This is a genomic window from Azospirillum sp. Marseille-Q6669, from assembly GCF_965111635.1.
Genome location: NZ_CBCOOP010000003.1, coordinates 812,896 through 834,173 on the forward strand (window position 1 = coordinate 812,896; position 21,278 = coordinate 834,173).

Annotated in this window: 13 protein-coding genes; 5 read left to right on the forward strand and 8 right to left on the reverse strand. The window is 69.3% G+C overall.

Features of this window, described 5'->3' with window-relative positions; translation table 11 throughout:
* Positions 1–54: 54 nt before the first annotated feature.
* The gene (locus ACWPXE_RS21165) at positions 55–3,204 is read right to left on the reverse strand and encodes an Rne/Rng family ribonuclease (protein WP_454019349.1); all 3,150 of its coding nucleotides are present in this window, start codon (positions 3,202–3,204) and stop codon (positions 55–57) included.
* Positions 3,205–3,778: 574 nt separating this feature from the next.
* Here ACWPXE_RS21165 and ACWPXE_RS21170 point away from each other — a divergent pair.
* Positions 3,779–5,086 (forward strand): N-acetylmuramoyl-L-alanine amidase, encoded by a 1,308-nt coding sequence (locus ACWPXE_RS21170; protein ID WP_454019350.1) that lies wholly within the window; start codon positions 3,779–3,781, stop codon positions 5,084–5,086.
* 251 nt (positions 5,087–5,337) lie between these two features.
* Complete coding sequence (locus ACWPXE_RS21175) at positions 5,338–7,848, forward strand: penicillin-binding protein 1A (protein ID WP_454019351.1); 2,511 nt, start codon at positions 5,338–5,340, stop codon at positions 7,846–7,848.
* Positions 7,849–7,934: 86 nt separating this feature from the next.
* Here ACWPXE_RS21175 and ACWPXE_RS21180 read toward each other — a convergent pair whose 3' ends face one another.
* Both ACWPXE_RS21180 and ACWPXE_RS21185 read right to left on the reverse strand, forming a co-directional pair.
* Positions 7,935–8,891, reverse strand: coding sequence for a hypothetical protein (locus tag ACWPXE_RS21180; protein ID WP_454019352.1), 957 nt, complete (start codon positions 8,889–8,891; stop codon positions 7,935–7,937).
* A gap of 13 nt (positions 8,892–8,904) precedes the next feature.
* Complete coding sequence (locus tag ACWPXE_RS21185; RefSeq protein WP_454019353.1) at positions 8,905–10,344, reverse strand: MBOAT family O-acyltransferase; 1,440 nt, start codon at positions 10,342–10,344, stop codon at positions 8,905–8,907.
* Positions 10,345–10,674: 330 nt separating this feature from the next.
* On the opposite strand from ACWPXE_RS21185, the gene prfB reads away from it, so the two are divergent.
* Positions 10,675–11,797, forward strand: a protein-coding gene (gene prfB / locus ACWPXE_RS21190; RefSeq protein WP_145674376.1) for a peptide chain release factor 2 whose coding sequence is annotated in 2 segments (ribosomal slippage) — positions 10,675–10,743 and positions 10,745–11,797 — 1,122 coding nt in all. Because the reading frame shifts where the segments join, the coding sequence is not laid out codon by codon here.
* A 192-nt stretch (positions 11,798–11,989) separates the two neighbouring features.
* Positions 11,990–12,298 (forward strand): peptidoglycan-binding domain-containing protein, encoded by a 309-nt coding sequence (locus ACWPXE_RS21195; RefSeq protein ID WP_035675189.1) that lies wholly within the window; start codon positions 11,990–11,992, stop codon positions 12,296–12,298.
* 9 nt (positions 12,299–12,307) lie between these two features.
* Here the strand turns inward: ACWPXE_RS21195 and ACWPXE_RS21200 are convergent, their stop codons facing one another.
* From ACWPXE_RS21200 to ACWPXE_RS21220, 5 genes are all read right to left on the reverse strand, one after another.
* On the reverse strand, positions 12,308–13,330 hold the full coding sequence (locus ACWPXE_RS21200; RefSeq protein WP_454019354.1) for an ABC transporter substrate-binding protein: 1,023 nt from the start codon (positions 13,328–13,330) through the stop codon (positions 12,308–12,310).
* Positions 13,331–13,362: 32 nt separating this feature from the next.
* Entirely contained in the window at positions 13,363–14,187 is an 825-nt protein-coding gene (locus ACWPXE_RS21205) for an ABC transporter permease (protein WP_454019355.1), read from the reverse strand.
* Positions 14,180–14,953 (reverse strand): ABC transporter ATP-binding protein, encoded by a 774-nt coding sequence (locus tag ACWPXE_RS21210; RefSeq protein WP_454019356.1) that lies wholly within the window; start codon positions 14,951–14,953, stop codon positions 14,180–14,182. Before ACWPXE_RS21210 ends, ACWPXE_RS21205 begins: the two co-directional genes overlap by 8 nt.
* Positions 14,950–16,980 carry an alcohol dehydrogenase catalytic domain-containing protein gene (locus ACWPXE_RS21215; protein WP_454019357.1) on the reverse strand — a complete coding sequence of 677 codons (2,031 nt, stop codon included), beginning with the start codon at positions 16,978–16,980 and terminating at the stop codon, positions 14,950–14,952. Before ACWPXE_RS21215 ends, ACWPXE_RS21210 begins: the two co-directional genes overlap by 4 nt.
* 167 nt (positions 16,981–17,147) lie before the next feature.
* Positions 17,148–20,384 (reverse strand): AMP-binding protein, encoded by a 3,237-nt coding sequence (locus ACWPXE_RS21220; protein ID WP_454019358.1) that lies wholly within the window; start codon positions 20,382–20,384, stop codon positions 17,148–17,150.
* A 174-nt stretch (positions 20,385–20,558) separates the two neighbouring features.
* Between ACWPXE_RS21220 and ACWPXE_RS21225 the strand changes: the two genes are divergently transcribed.
* Positions 20,559–20,978 carry a cupin domain-containing protein gene (locus tag ACWPXE_RS21225; RefSeq protein ID WP_014241111.1) on the forward strand — a complete coding sequence of 140 codons (420 nt, stop codon included), beginning with the start codon at positions 20,559–20,561 and terminating at the stop codon, positions 20,976–20,978.
* Positions 20,979–21,278 lie beyond the last annotated feature (300 nt).

Sequence of the window (21,278 nt, forward strand, 5' to 3'; positions counted from 1 at the left end):
AAGGAAAAGGCGCCGCGAGGCGCCTTTTCCAGTCTTTACGGCGATGAAACGCGCTTAGCGGTTCCACCAGCCCCGGCGCGGCTTGGCCTCCGGAGCGGGGTTCGCGCTGGCCGGCTCATTGGCCGGGGTCGGGGTCGCCTGCGCCTCGCTGACCGCCGGAGCGGGCGCCGCCTCGACGGGAGCGTCCGCCGCGGTCTTGCGCTTGCGCGCCGGGCGCTTCTTCGCCTCCTCGACGACCGGAGCCGCAACCGGAGCCGGAGCGGGCGCCGCCTCGGCGGGAGCGTCCGCAGCGGCCTTGCGCTTGCGCGCCGCCGGACGCTTCTTCGGCTCCTCTGCGGCCGGGGCCGCAACCGGCGCCGGAGCAGGGGCGGCCTCGGCTGCCGCGGTCTTCGCCTTGCGGCTGCGCGACGGCTTGGCCGGCGGCGGAGCGGTTTCCTCCGGAGCGGCGGCCTTCGCGGCGGCCTTGCCACCCTTGGCGGCGCCCTTCGCGGCGCGCTTCGGCTTGGCTGGGGCCGCTTCCGGCTCCGCCGTCACCGCTTCGGCGGCCTCGGCGGCGGTCGCCTTGGCGCGGCCACGGCGCGGCTTGCGGGCCGGAGCTTCCTCGGCCACCGGGGCGGCCTCATCGGCGGCCGGACCCTCCGCGGCGGTGTCCGCCGCAGTTTCCGGAGCAGCCTCGGCGGCCACCGCGCTGGTCAGGACCCAGTCGAACTCGACCGGCTCCATGTCGGCCGGCAGTTCCGGCGGGTTGACGGCGCGGCCAGCCTCGACGGCGGTCGGGAAGGACTCGGCGTCCGCCTCGCCCTCGGTGCCGTCGGAAGGCATGCCCTCGCCGGCCTCCAGGCCCTCGCGCTGGCGGGACCGCCGGCGACCACCGCGCTTGCCGCGGCGGCGCTTTTTGCGCTCTCCATTGCTCTCGCCATCGCCGTTCGGCTCAAACGCGTCGGCGCCGTCGTCCGCGTCGGACGTGGCCAGTTCGGCCTCCTCGTCCTCGTCGTCCTCGATGTGGGCAGGGCCGACATCGACATCGTTGATGACGAACTCCGGAGCCTCGATCTGGGCGCGCTCGATCGCTTCCTCGTCGACCGCCGTCTCGTCGGCGTCGGCGGTCTCCGCTTCGACCTCGTCGCCCTCGGTCGCCTCGTCGGACGCTTCGGCGGACTCGCCGAACGGCGCGCGGCCATCCTCGCGGTCACGCCCGCGGCCACGGCGGCGGCGGCGGCGGCGGCGGCGGTCGCCCTCGCTCTCCCCGACGGCGTCGGCGCGTTCGATGACCTCGGCCCCGGCGACCTCGGCGGCCTCGACGACGGGCGCCTCTTCCTCGGCCTCCTCGGCCTCGGCGGCCAGGATGCGGTCGGTCTCGGCCAGCACGCGCTCGGCGCTGACCAGCGGCACGTCGTCCTCCGGCGTGCGGGCCTTCACGCGCTCAAGCCGCAGGTCCGGCGCGATCAGCGTGTCGTCGGCCTGGACCATGACGCGGAACCGGTAGCGGTCCTCGATCTTGGTCAGCTCGCCGCGCTTCTGGTTGAGGATGTAGAGCGCGATGCGGGTCGGCACGAAGACGGTGATCTCCGACGACCGCTTGCGGATGCCCTCCTCCTCGATGGCGCGCAGCACGTGCAGCGAGGCGGACTCCACCGAGCGGATGACGCCGGTGCCGGAGCAGTGCGGGCAGCGCTCGAAGTTGGTTTCCAGCAGCGACGGGCGCAGACGCTGGCGCGACAGCTCCAGCAGGCCGAAGGCGGAGATGCGGCCGAGCTGGATGCGCGCCCGGTCGTTCTTCATCGCCTCTTTCAGGCGGCGCTCCACCGCGGCGTTGTTGCGGGGCTCCTCCATGTCGATGAAATCGATCACGATGAGGCCCGCGAGGTCGCGCAGGCGGAGCTGGCGCGCCACCTCGTCGGCGGCTTCGAGGTTGGTCTTGTAGGCCGTTTCCTCGATGTTGCGCTCGCGCGTCGACTTGCCCGAGTTGACGTCGATGGAAACCAGCGCCTCGGTCGGGTTGATGACGATGTAGCCGCCGGAGCGGAGCTGCACGACCGGGCTGTGGATCGCGTCGATCTGCGTTTCAACCTGATAGCGGTGGAACAGCGGGATCGTGTCGTCCTGGTACTGCATGACGCGCTTGGTGTGGCTCGGCATCATCATGCGCATGAAGTCGCGCGCGGTGTTGAAGCCGGCGCTGCCCTCCACCCAGATCTCGTCGATATCGTCGGTGTAGAGATCGCGGATCGAGCGCTTGATGAGGTTCGCCTCCTCATAGATGAGGCAGGGCGCGGAGGACTTCAGCGTCTGGACGCGGATGTCGTCCCACAGGCGCAGCAAGTATTCAAGGTCGCGCTTGATTTCCTGCTTGGAGCGCTCCAGCCCCGCGGTGCGCAGGATGACCGCCATGCCTTCCGGAATGTCGAGATCGGACAGGATCTCCTTCAGGCGCTTGCGGTCGGCGGGGTTGGTGATCTTGCGGGAAATCCCGCCGCCGCGGCCCGTGTTGGGCATCAGCACGCAGTAGCGGCCCGGCAGCGACAAGTAGGTGGTCAGCGCCGCGCCCTTGTTGCCGCGCTCCTCCTTGGTCACCTGGACCAGCATGACCTGCCGGCGCTTGATGACTTCCTGGATCTTGTAGCTGCGCAGCGGGCGGGCGCGGCGGCGGTGGGCCTCCTCGACCTCGTCCCCGCCGATGACGTCCGGGCTTTCGGCCGGAGCGGCGCCTTCCGGAGCCTCATCCGACTCAGCGGCCTCATCCGAGCCGCCATCCGTGGCGAAGGCCGGGACGTCGCCCTCGAAACCGTCGCCCTCGGCCTCCGCGTAGGAGCCCGGCATCGGGGAGACTTCCTCCTCCACCTGCTCCGGACGGATCGGCTCGGCCATCACGGCGCCGTCGGCGGCGGCCTCGGCGCGGGCCTCGGCCTGCTCCTCCAGCCGGCGCTCTTCGGCCAGCAGGGCCTCACGGTCGGCGATCGGGATGCGGTAATAGTCGGGATGGATTTCCGAGAAGGCCAGGAAGCCGTGCCGGTTCCCGCCATATTCCACGAAGGCCGCCTGGAGCGACGGCTCGACCCGGGTCACCTTGGCAAGGTAGATGTTGCCCTTGAGTTGCTTCCGGGTGGCGATTTCGAAGTCGAGATCTTCGAGTCTGTTCCCATTGACCACGGCAACCCGGGTTTCCTCCGGGTGCGTGGCGTCCACCAGCATGCGCTTGGCCATACAAGATCCCCATGACGCCCCAGGCCGCCCGCGCGACGGTCAAGCCGCCGGGGCGCGTCATCGTTGTGAGCGAAGCCTGCGGAACCGGCCCCTAACCCGTCGAACGGCGCTGACGAAGCAGCCAGGACGGGTCGGGCTTCGGCCTCCGGGTTACGGCCTTGCGGCCGGCACCAGCTTCGAGGTTTCGTCCCAATCCACCGGCAACCCAGAAGCGTCACGCCCCGGACCGCGCCCGATGATGTAAATTTCGGCCGTGGGGGTCCGCGGGCGACGCCCACAGTCACCCCGGAGAGAAACCTCTCGGAAGAGTGGGCTGGTGGGTCGCGGTATGTCGCAGAGCTACCATAGACAAGCACGAAACCATGCACAACGTGGAATTCGGCGAAAGTTGCGGTCCGCCGCATCCGGTTCGGCTGCATTCCACCGGGATGAGGGCATAGCAGGGCACTGTTGCACGAACGGCACCCTCGCCGACAATTCCGCCACGCCTCCGGACGCCACCGTTGAGCGCCTTGATTTCGCTGCGCTATAGCTGACCGCTGGCTTTGCCGGTTTGCGGTTTCTGGTGGAACGGATGCCCCGATTGCTCGCGATTGTCGCTGTGCTGGGCGCCCTTCTGGGGGCGGTCGCGCCGCCGTGCGCCCCGGCGCAGGCCCAGACCACCGCGGCCCTGCCCTTTCCGCCGCCGCTCCAGGAGCGGGTGGCCGTCCTGAACGCGCGTCTCGGTCTGCATCCCGACAAGACGCGGCTGGTTCTGGAACTCACCGACTCGGTTCCCTTCACCGTGTCGGTGCACGGCTCCCCCTACCGCGTCGTGGTCGATTTGCCGGACGTGAGCTGGCCGGGCGGCAACACGGTGATGGCGGGAAAGGGGGTGGTCGCCCGCTACCGCTTTGAAGGGCGCGACGGCGGCGCTTCCCGCCTCGTGGTGGAAACCGATGGCCCGGCGCGGGTGGTCGAGTCCTACCTCATCCCGCCGCGCGACGGCTTCAAGCCGCGCTTCGTCCTCGACATCGCCCGCACCACCCCGGCGCAGTTCGCCGCCTCCGCCCCGGTCGCAGCCACCACGGCCACGGCGTCGGTGAGCCGCGACGCGGTCCGCCCGCCGGCGCGCAAGGACCCCATCGTGCCGGTCGCCGCGGCCCTGCCGCCGCCGGTCCCGCCGCGGGCGGCGCCGGTCCCCGAAAAGCCGATGGTCGTGGTCGATCCCGGCCATGGCGGCGTCGATCCCGGTGCGGTCGGCGTCGGCGGGGTCTATGAGAAGGACATCACGCTGGCGATGGCGCGGGAGCTGAAGCGCCAGTTGGAAGGTTCGGGCCGCTACCGGGTGCGGCTGACCCGCGACAAGGACGTGTTCATCCGCTTGCGCGACCGCGTCGCCATCGCGCGGGAGGCCAACGCCGACCTGTTCCTGTCGCTGCACGCCGACAGCATCGGCTCCGCCAACATGCGCGGCCTGTCCATCTACACCCTGTCCGACCGGGCCTCCGACCGCGAGGCGGAGATGCTGGCCGCCAAGGAGAACCGGGCCGACGCGCTGGCTGGCATGGACCTGTCCTCCGAGAACGATCTGGTGGCCTCGATCCTGATCGACCTCGCCCAGCGCGACACGATGAACCACTCCAAGCGGTTCGCCAACATGGCGCTGGAGCATCTCGGCCGCGAGGTCAAGCTGATCCCCAACAAGCCGCACCGTCAGGCCGGCTTCGCCGTGCTGACCGCGCCGGACATGCCGTCCGCGTTGGTCGAGATGGGCTATCTGTCGAGCCCGCAGGACGTCAGCCTGCTGAGCAAGTCGGCCCACCGCGAGAAGCTGGGCCGCGGCATGGTCCGCACCATCGACGCCTATTTCAAATGGCTGACCGGGGCGCAGAAGAGCTGAGGCATCGACTGTTGGGCGCCGCCATCCGGTCACAGCCATGCGGGTGGGGGCGGGCGGGCATACGCGCTGCCGGGTCACCACTTTCTTGCATGCGCCTTGTGGCCGTCACATTTTCCTGACATGGCTGCGAGGGAGTCGGACTGCCGCCCCTCGCGGTGTAGGATGCCGCCCATCGGACGGTTCCGCGTCTTCCCGGTCTCTGTCCCGGACGAAGGCGGCGGGACCGCCGCCATGCCTGTCTGGGAACCGTCATGCGCTTTATTCTGTCCGCCCTGATGGCCGTCGTGATCCTCGCCCTGGCCGGGGCGGGGGGGCTGGTCTACATGCTGGACCATTACGATCACGAACTGCCGGACTACACCAAGCTCGCCAACTACGAACCGCCGGTGACCACCCGCGTCCATGCGGGCGACGGGCGCCTGCTGGCGGAGTTCGCGTCGGAAAAGCGCGTGTTCGTCCCCATCGACGCCATGCCGAAGCGCGTGACGAACGCCTTCCTGTCCGCCGAGGACAAGAACTTCTACGACCACAAGGGCATCGACCCCGTCGGCATCGCCCGCGCCATCCTGACCAACGTGGAGAATCTCGGCCGAGACCGCCGGCCGATGGGCGCCTCGACGATCACGCAGCAGGTCGCCAAGAACATGCTGCTGACCAACGAGGTGTCCTTCTCGCGCAAGATCAAGGAGGCGATCCTGGCGGTCCGCATCGAGCGGGCCTTCAGCAAGGACCGCATCCTCGAGCTGTACCTGAACGAGATCTTCCTGGGATACCGCTCCTACGGCGTGGCGGCGGCGGCGCTGAACTACTTCAACAAGGCGCTGGACGAGTTGGACATCGAGGAGGCGGCCTATCTGGCGGCCCTGCCCAAGGCGCCCAGCAACTACCACCCGGAACGCCAGCGCGATGCGGCCATCGCGCGGCGCAACTGGGTGATCGGGCGCATGGCCGAGGACGGGCACATCACCCCGGAAGAGGCCAAGATCGCCCAGTCCAAGCCCTTGGTCGTGCGCAAGCGCGACGAGCAGGAGTATGTGACGTCGGAGTATTTCGCCGAGGAGGTCCGGCGCGAGCTGGTGAAGCTCTATGGCGAACAGGCGCTCTACGAGGGCGGCCTGTCGGTCCGCGCCTCGATGGACCCGGTGCTGCAGCGGGCGGCGACCAAGGCGCTGCGCACCGGGCTGGTGCAATACGACCGCCGCCACGGCTACCGCGGGCCGGTCGGCAAGATGGAGAATTTCGACAATTGGGCGAAGAAGCTCGCCTCCATGGCGCCGCCTCCGGGGTCTGAGGGCTGGCATCTGGCGGTGGTGCTGAAGGACGACGAGGCGGCGGCGCTCGACATCGGCCTGCCGGACGGCTCGCGCGGCCGGGTGCCGCTGGCCGAGCTGCGCTGGGCGCGGGCGCAACGCGACGACAACCGGCTCGGCCCGGAGATCCGCCGTCCCTCCGACGTTGCCAAGCTGGGCGACCTGATCCTGGTCGAGGCCGCCGGCAAGGACGAGAAGGGCAAGGAGGCGCCGGCGGGCACCTACGCGTTGCGGCAGGTTCCGGCGGTGCAGGGCGGTCTTGTCGCGCTCGACCCGCACACCGGCCGCGTGCTCGCCATGGTCGGCGGCTTCTCCCCGCAGATGAGTTCCTTCAACCGCGCCACCCAGGCGATGCGGCAGCCGGGCTCCTCCTTCAAGCCCTTCGTCTATCTGACGGCGCTGAACCAGGGCTTCACCCCGTCCTCGCTGGTGATGGACGCTCCGTTCGAATACGACCCCGGCCACGGCCAGCCGATCTGGCGGCCGGAGAACTACAGCCACGAGTTCTACGGCCCGACGCCGCTGCGCGCCGGCATCGAGAAGTCGCGGAACGTCATGACCGTCCGTCTGGCCCAGGCCGTCGGCATGGACAAGGTGAAGGCGCTGTCCGAGAATTTCGGCATCACCGACAACCTCCAGCCCTATCTGCCGATGTCGCTCGGCGCCGGCGAGACGACTGTGCTGCGCCTCGCCACCGCCTACGCCATGCTGGCCAACGGCGGCAAACGGGTGAGCCCGACCTTCATCGACCGGGTGCAGGACCGCAACGGCAAGACCGTTTTCCGCCACGACACGCGCCCCTGCGCCTCCTGCAATCAGGTGGCCTGGAACGACGGGCTGGCCGTTCCCGCCGTCGCCGACACCCGGGAGCAGGTCAACGACCCGCGCACCGTCTACCAGATGGTCTCCATGCTGGAGGGCGTGGTGCAGCGCGGCACGGCGACGAAGCTGCTGTCGCTGGGCAAGCCGCTGGCCGGCAAGACCGGCACGACCAACGACAGCCATGACGCGTGGTTCATGGGCTTCTCGCCCAACCTCGTGGTCGGCACCTACATCGGCTTCGACCAGCCGCGCTCGCTGGGCGCCAAGGAGACCGGCGGCTCGGCGGCGGTGCCGGTGTTCAAGGACGTGATGGAGGTGGCGCTGAAGGACCAGCCGGCCACGCCGTTCCGCGTGCCGCGCGGCCTGCGCCTCGTCCGCGTCAACCCGGAGAACGGGCGTCTTGCCCAGCCCGGCGAGCGCAAGGCGATCTGGGAGGCCTTCATCCCCGGCACCGAGCCGAACCCAGACCAGCCGCAGATGGTGCTGGACGGCTCGGCCCACGCCGCGGACGGCGGCTGGACCGGCGGGGTGCCCGGCGGCGACGCGGCGGCCCAGCAGCAGCCGGGCGGCTGGGGCGCTCCGGCGGCTCCGCCATCGGCGGCGACGGTGGGGACTGGCGGTCTCTACTGACCGGGCCGGTTCGACCGGACGGGTTCGACAAGGAAAAAGCCCCGCTTCCCGATTCGGGAGGCGGGGCTTTTCTTTTGTGCGGAGGTTCAGGGCCGCGCGGCGGTGTGGGTGTCCGGGCGGAGCTGGGCGATGGCGTCGGCCGGGGCCGTGTCGGTGGGGCAGTCGGCCAGCGGGCGCAACCGGTCTTCCATCCGCGCCAGCATCACGCGGACTCCCTCTTGGTTGATGTGCAGGGCGTCCACGAAATGGGCCTCGTCCTCGACCTCGCGGCGGGTGTCGATCACCGGCACGTCGGGCGGCAGGCGGGCTTTCAGATCCTCAAAGAAGGCGTCGAAGTTGGTCACCTTCTCGATGTAGCCGGGGAAGAAGGGCGTGATGACCACGGCGACCCGCGTGCCCTTCTCCCGCGCCGTGCCGATGATGCGGTCCAGCGCGTCCCAGTTCGGCTGGAAGCCCTCCATCCGCTCCGTCGGCGCCTTTTCGAGCTGGGCCTTGAGGAAGGGCGACATGGTGCCGCTCAGCGTCCGGTCGCCGGTCGGGTGCAGCCCGTCGAAGGCCAGCCGGATCGTCTGGTTGTTGTTGAAGATCAGCGTGTTGAACAGCTTGTTGGAGGCCCACATGGTGGCGTCGACCTGCCGGATGAAGCCGTCCACCCGCTCCGAGTAGTAGGCCAGCAGCGGCAGGTCGGCGAGCGCCTTGGGGTCGTCGACCACGCTCGTCGGCTCGACCAGCAGCAGGCGGGGGGCGCCGTGCCGGTCCAGGTAATCCTCCCACAGCAGGTCGCCGACCGTGGTGGGGGCGCCGCCCATGCCCAGGTTCAGCACCCGGCCGCAGGTCAGCGCCTGCACCTCCTCCACCGGGAAGTGGTTGTCGGCACGGGAGTTGCCCAGGATCACCACGTCGGCGGGCGGCCCGTCGCGGTAGACGGTCATGAAGCGGTCCGACGACTGGAGGAGCGTGTCGCCCATCCAGGACGCCACCGCGCGGTCCATGGCGACCACCATGCCCAGGATCAGTCCGACGACGGCCAAAAGGCGGATCATGGTTCGGGCTCCCTCAGAACTGGAAATAGATGAAGGATCGGTTGGCGAAATTGCCGAAGAGCAGGAGCATCAGGATCAGCGTGGCGCAGCCGGCGGAGCGGACCACGACGTTCACCCCGGCGTAGCGGCGCCCGGCCCCGAACTCGATCATCGCGTCGATCATCAGCACGACGAGGCCGAACAGGGCGACGCGGACCAGATAGCTCATCTGCTGCATGCCGCGCGGCAGGCTGAAATCGCCCTCGGCGATGATGCCCAGGATGGTCCGCACCGTGTGCATGTCGTCGGCGCGGAAGGGCAGCCAGGTCAGCGTGATGAGAAGGAAGACCAGCCCGACCGTCAGCAGCTTGCCCGCCATCAGCGGCGCGCCGCTCAGCCGCAGCGGGCTGCGCTTGGCCAGCCAGCGCACGCCGTCCTCCGCCGCCATCAGGGTGGCGTGCATGGCGCCCCACAGGACGAAGGTCCAGGCGGCGCCGTGCCACAGGCCGGACACCAGCATCACGATGGTCAGGTTGCGGATGCGCAGCCAGTGGGTGCGCCCGCCGCCCATCGGGATGTAGACGTAGTCGCGGAACCATGTGGACAGCGAGATGTGCCAGCGCCGCCAGAAGTCCTTCATGCCCATGGCGAAGTAGGGGCGGGCAAAGTTCTGGCAGAGCGTGTAGCCGAAGATCTGAGCCAGACCGATGGCGATCAGCGAGTAGCCGGCGAAGTCGCCGTAGATCTGGAGCGAGAAGCAGATCAGCCCGATGGCGTGGTTCAGCGCGTTGAAGAACTCCGGCTGGGCGAAGCGGGCGTCGACCACGGCGGCGGCGTTGTCGGCCAGACCGAGCTTGAGGAAATAGCCCCAGATGATCTTCTCCAGCCCGGCGAAGCGGAAGGCGAAGCTGACGTCGTGGCGGGGGCCGTTCTGGATCTGGGGCAGCAGGTCGCGCGCCCGGACGATCGGCCCGGCGACGAGCTGCGGGAAAAAGGCGACGAAGGTCGCGTAGCGCAGCAGCGACCGCTCCGGCTTCTCCAGATGGCCGAGATAGAGGTCCAGCGTGTAGCTGAGATTTTGGAAGGTGTAGAAGGAAATGCCGACGGGCAGGATGATGGACAGCGTGCGGTGCCCGACGTCGAGGCCGAGCGAGGCCAGCGCCACCTGCGCGCTGTCGATGAAGAAGTTGAAGTATTTGAAAAAGAACAGGATCGCCAGATTGGCGGCGAGGCTGAGCTGCATGAAGATGCGCGCGGTGGCCCGGTTCGGCGCGTCGGCGATGCGCAGGCCGCAATAGAAGTCGAGCAGCGTCGTGCCGGCGAGCAGAAGGCAGAAGCGGTAATCCCAGAAGCCGTAGAAGACATAGCTGGACACCAGCAGCAGCGGCGTGAACAGCCGCGTCCTGGCGAGCATCATGAAGCCCGCCGTGAAGGCCGTGATGAACAGCAGGAACCCCAGGCTGGTGAAGTTCATCGGGGGGCCACGCTATTGTTGTTGGGAAACGGGGGCGCCGACAGCCCGCGCCCGCCGGGAGACGGGCACGAACGTTGGTGACGCTATCACGGGGGGCTGCCACTTATTCGCGCCGCGAAAGTGGTTTTGCGGCGCAAAAACGGTTTCATCCGAGTGGGTTGGTGGGATGCCCCGGTGACGGGGCGGCGCTCCGGCGGGTTACCGTTCCGGTCTGGCCCAGCGTCGCGGAAGCCGGGGAGGCTGTGGAATAAGAGGGTGCAACGCCGCGCCCAACCCGCTACATAAGGGCCAAGACACTGGTTCAACTCTGGCTGACGAGGAGGCACTGCGATGCGGGCCGAGATCGAAGCGGCCGCCGGCGAGATTAGAGAATCGCTGGCGCTGCTGAGGAGGCATCTTTGACTGGGATAACGCGCTGCGTCGTCTCGACGAACTGAACGCCCACGCCGAAGACCCCAAGCTGTGGGACGACCCGTCCCGCGCGCAGACCATCATGCGCGAGCGCACCCAGCTCGAAACCTCGGTGAACGGCTACCGCGCGCTTGAGCGCGACCTGTCCGACAGCCTGGAGCTGATCGAGATGGGCGAGGCCGAGGGCGACGCGACCGTGGTTGCCGATGCCGAGGCCCAGCTCTACGCGCTGCGCGACCGCGCCGCGAAGCTCCAGATCGAGAGCCTGCTGTCGGGCGAGGCGGACGCCAACGACTGCTTCATCGAGGTGAACGCGGGCGCCGGCGGCACGGAGGCCCAGGACTGGGCGCTGATGCTGATGCGCATGTACCTCCGCTGGGCGGAACAGCACGGCTACAAGACGCAGTGGCTCGAGGAGAGCCCCGGCGAAGAGGCCGGCATCAAGTCCGCCACCGCGCAGATCAGCGGCCACAACGCCTATGGCTGGCTGAAGACCGAGGCCGGCGTGCACCGTCTGGTGCGCATCAGCCCGTTCGACAGCCAGGCCCGCCGCCAGACCAGCTTCGCCGCCGTCTCGGTGTCTCCGGTGATCGACGACAAGATCAACATCGAGATCAACGAGAAGGACTGCCGCATCGACACCTTCCGGGCGTCGGGCGCCGGTGGCCAGCACGTCAACAAGACGGACTCGGCGATCCGCATCACCCACCTGCCCACGGGCATCGTGGTGGCCTGCCAGCAGGAGCGCTCGCAGCACAAGAACCGCGCCAAGGCGTGGGACATGCTGCGTGCCCGCATGTACGAGCGGGAGCTGAAGATCCGCGAGGACGCCGCCGCCGCGCTTGAGGCGACCAAGAGCGACATCGGCTGGGGCCACCAGATCCGCTCCTACGTCCTGCACCCCTACCAGATGGTGAAGGACCTGCGGACCGAGGTGGAGACCTCGCAGAGCCAGGCGGTGCTGGACGGCGACCTGGACATGTTCCTGGAAGCCGCACTGGCCGCGCGCCTGAAGGGGCAGAGCGACGACGCTGCGGCGTGAGTGCGGGTGGGGGTAGGTCTCGCCCCCACCCTAACCCTCCCCCGCTTACGCAGGGGAGGGGACTTGATCCTCCCTCCCCTGCGAAGCGGGGGAGGGCCGGGGAGGGGGCGAAGCAGCCCCCCCTTTTTATCCCTTGGGAAGAAACGCGGCCTCTGCGTTGTTGATCTCCGCAACAAGAAACGGAGAGAGACCATGAACCGCAGCCTGTTCGCCGCTTTCCTGGCCGCCACGGCCTTCGCGTCGCCGGCCTACGCCGCCTGTCCGACCGACAGCATGACGCCGGACATGTACTTTGCCTATGTCGAAGGCATCCAAAAGACGCTGACCGAGCAGGGCTTCCGCCCCGGCGTGATCGACGGGAAGATCGGTCCCAACACCCGTTCCGCCATCCGCGCCTACCAGAAGGCCGCGAAGCTCCCGGTGGACGGCTGTCCGACGCAGGAGCTTCTCGACCACATCAACTTCTCCCAGCCGAAGGTCTACGGGCCGGGCAAGCGGTAAGTCTCCCGCTCATTTCACGAAGGTCAGGTCCATCACGGACTTGGCGTCCAGCGTCTTGTCCACCTGGCCTTCGGATTGCCAGAACTTCACCTGATTGACGACGTCGTCGACCAGCAGCTTGCCCTTCGGCTCGACATAGGGCAGGCCGGCGGCAACGACCTCGGGCTTCTGCTTCGTGGCCTCGGCGATGATCGCCAGAAGCTCGTCGTAGCCCGGGCCCTTCACCACGGCGCCCGACGCGTCCTTGGCGTTGAAGGCGGCGTGGTATTCGGCCAGCGCGGTCAGATAGGCGCTGACGAATTTCTCGGCCAGCGGGCGGCGCTGGGCGACGGTCTTCGGGCTGGTGAAGAGGGCGCCGAGCTGCCACGGCGTCTCGTCGCCGACCCAGCCCAGGATGGTGCCGGAGCCTTCGGCGGCGAGCTGGCGGGCCACCGTCACCGGGGCGATCACCGCGTCCACCTGACCGCCCTTGAAGGCGGCGACCATCTTCGGCACGTCCTGCATCGCCACCATGGTCACGTCCTTGACCGTGAAGCCGTGCTTCTGGCCGAGCAGGCCGACCATGTAATGGAAGGTCGAGCCCACCGTGGTGATGGCGATGCGCTTGCCCTTGAGGTCGGCCGGCTTGGTCAGCCCAGCCTCATGCGCCGCCTTGGTCGCCACATAGGCGCTGAGCTGGAAGCCCGGCTCGTCGCGGCTCTGCGCCGCGATCATGGTGACGGCGCCCTTGGCGGCGAGGTTGTAGAAGCCCGCCGTGAGGCCGGTGACGCCGAAATCCACGTCGCCCGAGGCAACGGCCACCGGCACCTGCTGGGCCGAGGTGAACATCTTCAGATCAACGTCCAGCCCTTCCTTCTCGAAATAGCCCTTGGACTTGGCGATGAAGATCGGGCCGGAAGAGGCCAGCGCCAGCACGCCGATGGAGGTCTTCTCCAACCCCTGCGCCTCGGCGGCGGGCGTCCCGGCCAGCGCCAGGGCCGCGGCACCCATTGCACCCAGAACCAAACGGCGGCTCCAACGCACGACGGTCATTCTCAGTCTCCCTTTCTCAATCATCATTTTTCTCACCGCCATTTCAGCAGGCGGCGTTCCAGGATGGACAGCACGGTCCCGATGCTCAGGCCGAGCAGCGAGAGAACCAGCACGCCGGCCAGGAGCTGGTCGGTCAGCATCAGGTTGCCGGCGGTCAGGACGAAGGCGCCGATGCCGTATTCCGCGCCGATCATCTCCGCCGCGACCACCAGGATCAGCGCGATGGAGGCGGTGATGCGGAAGCCGGCGAGGATGCCGGGGAGGGCACCGGGAAGCACGATCTTACGCAGGATCGACGCCCAGGGCAGGCCGAAGCTTTGCGCCATGCGGATCAGGTTGCGCGGCACCGAATCGATGGCGCTGTAGGTGGCGATCACCGTAGGGAAGAAGACGCCGAAGCCGATGGTGGCGAACTTCGACGGCTCGCCGATGCCGAACCACAGGATGAACAGCGGCAGCAGCGCGATCTTCGGGATCGGGAAGAAGGCCGAGACCAGGGGCACGCCGACCGCCCGCGCCACCGACCCGATGCCCATGGCGAATCCCACGGCCATGCCGGCCACCGTGCCCATGACCCAGCCGACGCCGATGCGCATCAGCGACGCCTTCAGGTGCTGCCACAGCGATCCATCCTGCGCCATGGCGGCCAGCGCCGAGGCGACCGCGCTCGGCGGCGGCAAGAACAGCTCGCTGACGAGGCCGAAGCGGTTGGTGGATTCCCACACCGCGATCAGGATCACGAAGGCGAGCAGCGCCGCCCAGCGGTGCCCCTTGACCGTGAAGCCGCCGCCGCGGAAGCGGACGGGTTGCGACGGCGTGGCGGAACGTTCGGTCATGGGGAGGCTGGTGTCAGGCATCGGCGATCTCCCGGTCGGCCAGTTGGGCCTCGGCCCGGATCAGGTGCCACAGCCGGTCGCGCACCTCCGCCAGATGGGCCTGGGCGGAGGGTTCCAGCCGCTGGTCGCGCGGCTCCTCGATGGTCACGATCTCGCGCAGGCGGCCGGGGCGGCGGCTGAGCACGACGACCCGGTCAGCCAGCCGCAGCGCCTCGTCCAGATTGTGGGTGACGTAGAGGGCGGTCGTCCGCTCGCGCTGCCAAAGCGACAGGAAATCCTCCATCAGCAGCTCGCGCGTCTGGGCGTCGAGCGCCGACAGCGGCTCGTCCAGCAGCAGCATGGCCGGGCGCACGGCCAGCGCGCGGGCGATGCCGACGCGCTGGCGCATGCCGCCCGACAACTGCTTGGGCAGCGCCTTGCGGAAGTCCCACAGACCCATGCGGCGCAGGCCGGATTCGATGCGCTCCCGCCGCTCCGCCGTCGACAGCGGGTGGTGTTCGAGGACGAGCGACAGGTTGTCCTCGACGCTGCGCCAGGGCAGCAGGGCGAAGTCCTGGAAGATGAAGGTGATCGGGTTCAAGCAGCCGTCCGGCACCTCGCCCGCCACCGCGATGGTGCCGGAGGTGGGCGCCACGATGCCGCCGGCGATGCCGAGCAGGGTGGACTTGCCGCAGCCCGACGGGCCGATGACGGCCAGAACCTCTCCCTCCTGCACCGTCAGGTCGATGCCGTCCAGCACGACGAGGTCGTCGTAGCGGTGGCACAGGTCCTTGATGATAAGCCTCATTGTCCCTTTCCTGTTGCCGACCCCGCCCAGGCGATCAGCAGTTCGTCGCGCGAGGTCAGGCCCGCTTCCGGCAGCGCGTGGTTCACGACGGCCTTGGCGGCGCCGCCGGTCGCTTCCGGCAGGCGGTTCTCCCACATGGCCTGATGGAGCGTGGGCAGCTCGTCCCAGTTCCCGAGGTATGTCGTTGGCACACGGACCGCCCCCGACGCAATGACGCGGTTCAGCCCTGCGATTTCCGCAGCGTTCGAAAGATGCGTACCGACGATGGATGCGGATGGCATCAGGATGCGGCGCTGGCGCATCCACACCTGCGGCGCGTAAAAGCTGTAGCGACGACCACTCATGTCGCCGCAATAGACCACGCGCCCCGTGTGCGGCTTGACCAGCATGGTCGAGACGGCCAGCGTGTCGCGCCGCGCCCGCTCCACCACCACGTCCGGCATGCCGCGCGGATTGTCGGCGGCGCGCAGGATACGGCCCACCGCTTGGCCCAGCGGCTTGAAGCTGTCTTCGGTGAACAGCCGCACCGCCTCCTTGAAGGCTGCGGTCTCGCGCTGCGGGTCGGGCAGGTCCGGCATGGTGTCGGGCCAGTCGAAATGCGGCACACGGCGCGTGATCTCGGCCAGCGACACGGCGCCGGCCAGCGCCTCGCCGTAGCCCAGCGACAGCACGAAGTCGCGTTCGGAATCCCGGTCGGTAACGACGCAGACGCGGGCGCCGCTCTCGCGCGCCGCCTCGATGGCCGACAGCGCCATGTCGTCGCGCAGCCCCACCGCCCCGGCGCCGTAGAAGACCAGCACGGCCTCGCCGGGGCGCAGGCGGGCGCGGCGCAGCATCTCGGCGGGCTCGGCGGCGCCGGGCTTGCCGAGGAAGGTCATGTGGTAGCCGCTGGAGGCGCCGAAGAAGGTCAGCGCGCCGCCGTCCGCCAACGATTGGAAGGTGCGCGGGAAGGTCGTCTCGCCGGCGTGGCTGACGGCGTAGTCCACAAGGTGGCCGCCGTTGGCGGCGCGCAGCGCGTCGATGTAGGGGCGCCCGGCTTCCTCCCACGCCCCCCAGTGCGCCGGATCGGCGGGGATGCGGGTGAAGGCGGCCTCGGCAACGGAACGGTCCACCGCCTCCGCCCCACGGGCGCGGATGGCCGTGGCACGGCGTTCCGACGACACCATGCCGGTCACTTTCATGCGCCGGGCCAATGCCAGCTCCACCGTCCAGGCGCCGGTGCCGCCCGCCGCACCTTCGACCAGCAGGCGCTTGCCGGGTTGGACGTCGAGCGCCGTGAACAGCGCGCGGTAGCCGGTGCCGGCGGCGAGCATGTAGCTGCCCGCCTCCTCCAGCGCGAGGCCGGGCGGCAGGGGGAAGAGCTGCGGCCCGTCGGCCAGCATGAACTGCTGGTGGCTGCCGTCCGGCGACTGGTAGCCCTGGATGTGGAAATCGGTGAACATCGGGTCGGCCCCGGCCTCCGGGTCCAGCAGGTCCGAGACGCCGGAATAGACGGCGACCAGATCGCCGACCGCCAGCCGCCCCTGGGCCTGCAACGCCTCGCCCATGCGCACGACCATGCCGACGCCGCCGGAGCCGGTGACGTGCACGTCCTCGTCATGCTCGTCGAACAGCGAGATGGGGATGCCGGTCAGCGCCCAGACGTCGTTGTAGTTGACCTCGGAAGCCAGGACGTAGACGAGCGCCTGGTTGGGGCCGGGCTCGGGGACGGGGATGACCACCTCGGTTTCGGCCTGTGCCGGGTCGCCATGGGCTGCCGCGCCGGTTTCCAGGTCGCGAACGACGGCCTGGGCGAGCTGCCAGCGGGGCAGGGGGGTGGCGCCGGGAACGAAGGGGCTGCCGATGGGCAGCACGCCGTCGCGGCTGTCGCGCCGCGGACGGGCGGGCAGGGGCGGGGACTTCTTCTCCAAGAACAGGGCGATGCCATTCTTGGCGCCGTGCTCGGAGTCGAGGAGGAAGCGCGCAAAGGCGGCGATCTCGGCAGCAGAACCGGCGTCGAAGCCGTCGCGCAGGCCGGTGTCGACCAACTGGACGATGGTGTCGGCGACGGGGCCGCGGCCGACGCTGTGGGCTTGTTTCAGCAGACGGGCGCATTGCCCCCACCCTCCCGCTTCGCGGGTCCTCCCTCCCCGCTGCGCAGGGGAGGGTTTTATCGGCGGGCGGCGGAGTTCCCTCCCCTGCGAAGCGGGGAGGGTTAGGGTGGGGGCATGCGCGGTCGTGGGGGCAAGTGCCGACACCATCGTCCAGTTGGTCGACACCGGCCTGCGCGACGGCTTCGACGCCGGTTCTGCTGCCGAGATCGCCGCCTTTGCGCGCTTCCTCCTCGACTCCGAGCACGGCGCCAAGAATGGCATCGCCCTGTTCTTGGAGAAGAAGTCCCCGCCCCTGCCCGCCCGTAACCCCGCTCCGGGGCCTTGCGCAGCAGCAGGCGCGGCAGACGCTGCGTGCCGCCATAGCCCGGCGGCAGGAACAGGTTGATCTCCGGCTGGCCCAGCCGGGCGCGGGGATCGGCCACCCGGACATGGCAGGCCATCGCCAGCTCGCAGCCGCCGCCGAGCGCCACGCCGCGGATGGCGGCATAGACCGGCTTGTCCATCGCCGCGATGGCGCGGAAGACGGCGTGGGCCTTGGCGGGCAGGGCGCGGGCCTCGCTCTCGTCCCGCACCTCGTCGAGAAGCTGGCGGATGTCGGCGCCGGCCACGAAGTTGCGGCCCGTGCCGGTGATCACCACGGCGCGCACGTCGGCCCGGCGGGCGAGATGGGCGACCAGCGTGTCCAGCTCGTCGAGCAGCCGGTCGGACAGGGCGTTGACCGGCGGGTTGTCGATGGTCACCGTCGCCATGCGCACGCCGTCGGCCAGCCGGTCGTACTGGACGGACAGGAAGCGCTGCCGCTCGATGAGGGTCTGTTCCTCGGCCCGCTGCTGGCCGCGCTTCCAAGTGGCGATGCGCGCCTCCAGGTCGGTCAGGCATTCCGGGTTGCGCAGGGTGGAGGTGTCGCCCAACGGCTCCCCGTTCATCATCGCCGTCAGGAAGCGGCGCATGTACTTGCCGGACCGCGTCTCGGGAAAGGCCGGAACGGCGAGGATGTCGGAGGGGACGGCGACGGCGCCCTTCTCCTGCCGCACCAGATCCTTGAGCCGGCGCTCGTCGTCGGCGGTGATGTCGCGGCCCTTGGCGGGCAGGACGAAGGCGACGGGGGTCAGCCCCTTCTCGCGGTGAGGGGCGCCGACCACGATGACGTTGCCGACCGGGCTGTCGGGGTTCATCTGCTTGTCGCGCAGGATCGCGCCCTCGATCTCCTCCGTGCCCATGCGGTGGCCGGACACGTTGATGACGTCGTCGGACCGCCCGTGCAGGCTGAAGCTGCCATCCTCGTATTTGCGCGCGAAGTCGCCTTGCAGGTAGGCCCAGACCGGCCGGCCCTCGGCGTTGCGGAAGCGCCCGAAATAGGTCGCCACGAAGCGGTCGAAATCGCCCTTCCAGCCCGGCTTGCCGACATTCTCCGCGTCGCCCCAGATGGTGCGGGTCAGGTAGGGATAGGGGGCGGTGACGACGATCTCGCCCTTCTCCTCCACCTCGGCGGGGCGGAAGGCGACGCGGCCCGTGGCGTCCGGCTCGCTCTCGGGAACCCAGACGTCGCCCAGCACCCAGGGCAGGGGATAGGTGTGGGCGTCGGCGCGCAGCGGCTGGTCGGGGTTGCCGTAGGGGTGGGTCCAGACGATGCCGCCATGCTCCGTCGCCCAATAGCTGTTGATGTATTGCGGCGTCATCACCGCCATGCCGAAGGCCTGGACGGCGGGGCTGGTCGGCTCCGCGCAGAAGGTGGCGACGCGCAAACTGGAGCGGTCGTAGCGCTCCACGTCGGCGCGGTTCTCCGGGTGGGTCATGACCGTCTTCAGGAAGGTCACGCCCGCCTTGAAGATGGTGACCTTGTGCCGCTCGATGATCGAGGCGAAGCGCCCGGCGTTGGGGAAGACGGGCGCTCCCTCCGTCACGATGCCAGGGATGCGGGCGGCGAGGCTGGCCGTGATCAGGTAGCTCTGCCCGGTGATCCAGCCGGGATCGGCGACGACGTAGATCGCGTCGCGGCCCGGCAGGGCGTCGAAGCTGACCTTCATGGTGTGGGCGAGGCCGGCGACGTAGCCGCCATGGACATGCACCACGCCCTTCGGCTTCCCTGTGGAGCCGGAGGTGTAGATGATGAACAGCGGATATTCGGCATCCACCGGAACGCAGGGAGCGGCCTTCGCCACGGCGGCGTAGAGCGCCCGGTCGTCAAGCGCCCGCAGGGTTTCCATGTCCGGCAGGCCGGCGGCGGCGCACAGCGCTGCCTCGGCCGTCGCCAGCAGCTCATGCGCCCAGACGTCGCGCCCCTCGGTCCAGGGAATGTCGGGAAGCCCGGCGTGGCGGACGACGATCACCGCCTCGACGCGCGGCGGGGCGGCGGTCAGCGCCTCGGCGACGCTGGCGCGCAGGTCGGCCACGGTGGCAGCGTCGAGCGTCCCGGCGCGGTCCAGAGCCCGGCCAAGCTCGCGCATCACGTCGGCGGGGGCGACGGTGATCTCGCCCGCCAGCCCGCGGCGCACCGGCTCCATCAGGGCGTCGTCTCCCAGCTTGGCGCGCAAAACCTCCTCGGTGATGCGCAGCGCCGTGGGCAGGGCGACGAAGCGGTCGAGCGCCGGGTCGCTGTAGGCTTCCTTGAAGGGGGCCATCTCGGCGTTGCGGCTGGCGCCGTCGGCGGTGATGACGACGCGGGCACCGGCGTTCTCGATACGGTCGGACAGCGTCTTGTCGGAAAAGCCGCCGAAGACGGCGGTGTAGATGACGCCGAGGCGCTTCGCCCCCTCGGTCCAGACGATCTGGTCGAGGATGTTGGGCATGTTCAGCGCGATTCGGTCGCCCTGGCGGAGGCCGAGCCCGCGCAGCGCCAGAGCGGCCAGCGTGGAGCGGATCAGCAACTCGCGCCGGGTCAGCGTGACGTGATGGACCGGGCCGCCGCGCTCGCCGTTGGCGGCGGCGTCCCAGCGATCGCCCTCGTACCAGTAGGCGGTCTCCGCCCCATGGCCGGACAGGACGTGGCGGTCCACCTCGTTGAAGGCGGCGTTGGTCAGCCCGCCCGCGAACCAGCGGTAGAAGGGCGCTTCGGACCCGTCGAACGCCTGGGTCCAGGGCGTCCAGTCCGCCCGCTCCGCCGCCTCACCCGTCGCGGCGTTCCAGCCTCGCCAGACGCCGTCGGCATCGCGCATCAGCCAGTGCGCGCCGTCGAACCAGTGGATCGTCTCCGCGGCGATGGCGCCGTGGAAGGCGCCGGGGTCGCCCTCGCAGGCGGCGCGCTGGCTCTGCCAGTCCGCGGCGGAGCGGATGGGGTTGACGGCGACGTCCTGCGGCAGCGGCGGCTGTCCGGTGGACTCCGCGACGGCGTGATCCATGCTTTCCTCCCGATCGGGCATTTCTTCTTTGGCGGCCACGTCTTGTGCGCGGCGGGCATCACTATAGCGCGGCGCCCTGCATGGGCCGCAATGGCGCCGTGCGCGGCGGGGGTATGCCGTATACGCGGCTTTCGGTCATACTTGGAGCAATCAATGACGATGGGAGGAAACGGCATGTCCAAAAACGACGCGCCCGCGAATGATTCGGTGACCTTCGCGGTCAGCCACCCCGATCCGGCGGACTTCAAGCGCGACGGGCTGCGACCCTTCTTCGAATACCGCGACCTCGGCATCCGCGCCGCCACGGCAGGCAAGGCGAACGCCCACGTCATCCGCGCCCGCCCCGGCGAGCCGTCGCACGGCGGCTGGCACCGGCACGCGCTGGATTTCCAGATGGTCTACGTGCTGAAGGGCTGGGTGAAATTCGCCTATGAAGGCGTGGGAGAGGTGCTGTTGCAGGCCGGCTCCTGCGTGCACCAGCCGCCGGGCATCCGCCATGTCGAGATCGCGCACTCCGACGATCTGGAGATGCTGGAGATCACGCTTCCCGCCGACTTCCCGACCGAGGGGGCCGAAGCGCCCGCCGGGGACTGACGCCGCACCCGCCAAAAAAGTGCCGGCCAAAAAAGTGCCGGTCGCACCCGTCGCGGAAACGACGGTGCGGCCGGCCAGATGCTTTGGAGGAATCGCCGCCATGGCCACAGGGAACGACGCGGCCACGGGACGCTTCGTTGCAAAGGAAAGCAATGCCCATGCCAGCGCTTGAGCGGGTTTCCGGCGCCGGTTTTCCGTGCTTTCGGGAAGGGCCTCCGGAGCGAACCTGTCTGGAAGACTGGACAGGTGACCGGATCGCTGGACAGGCGGGTGGGCGCCGCTGTTCTGGCATGTTGGGCG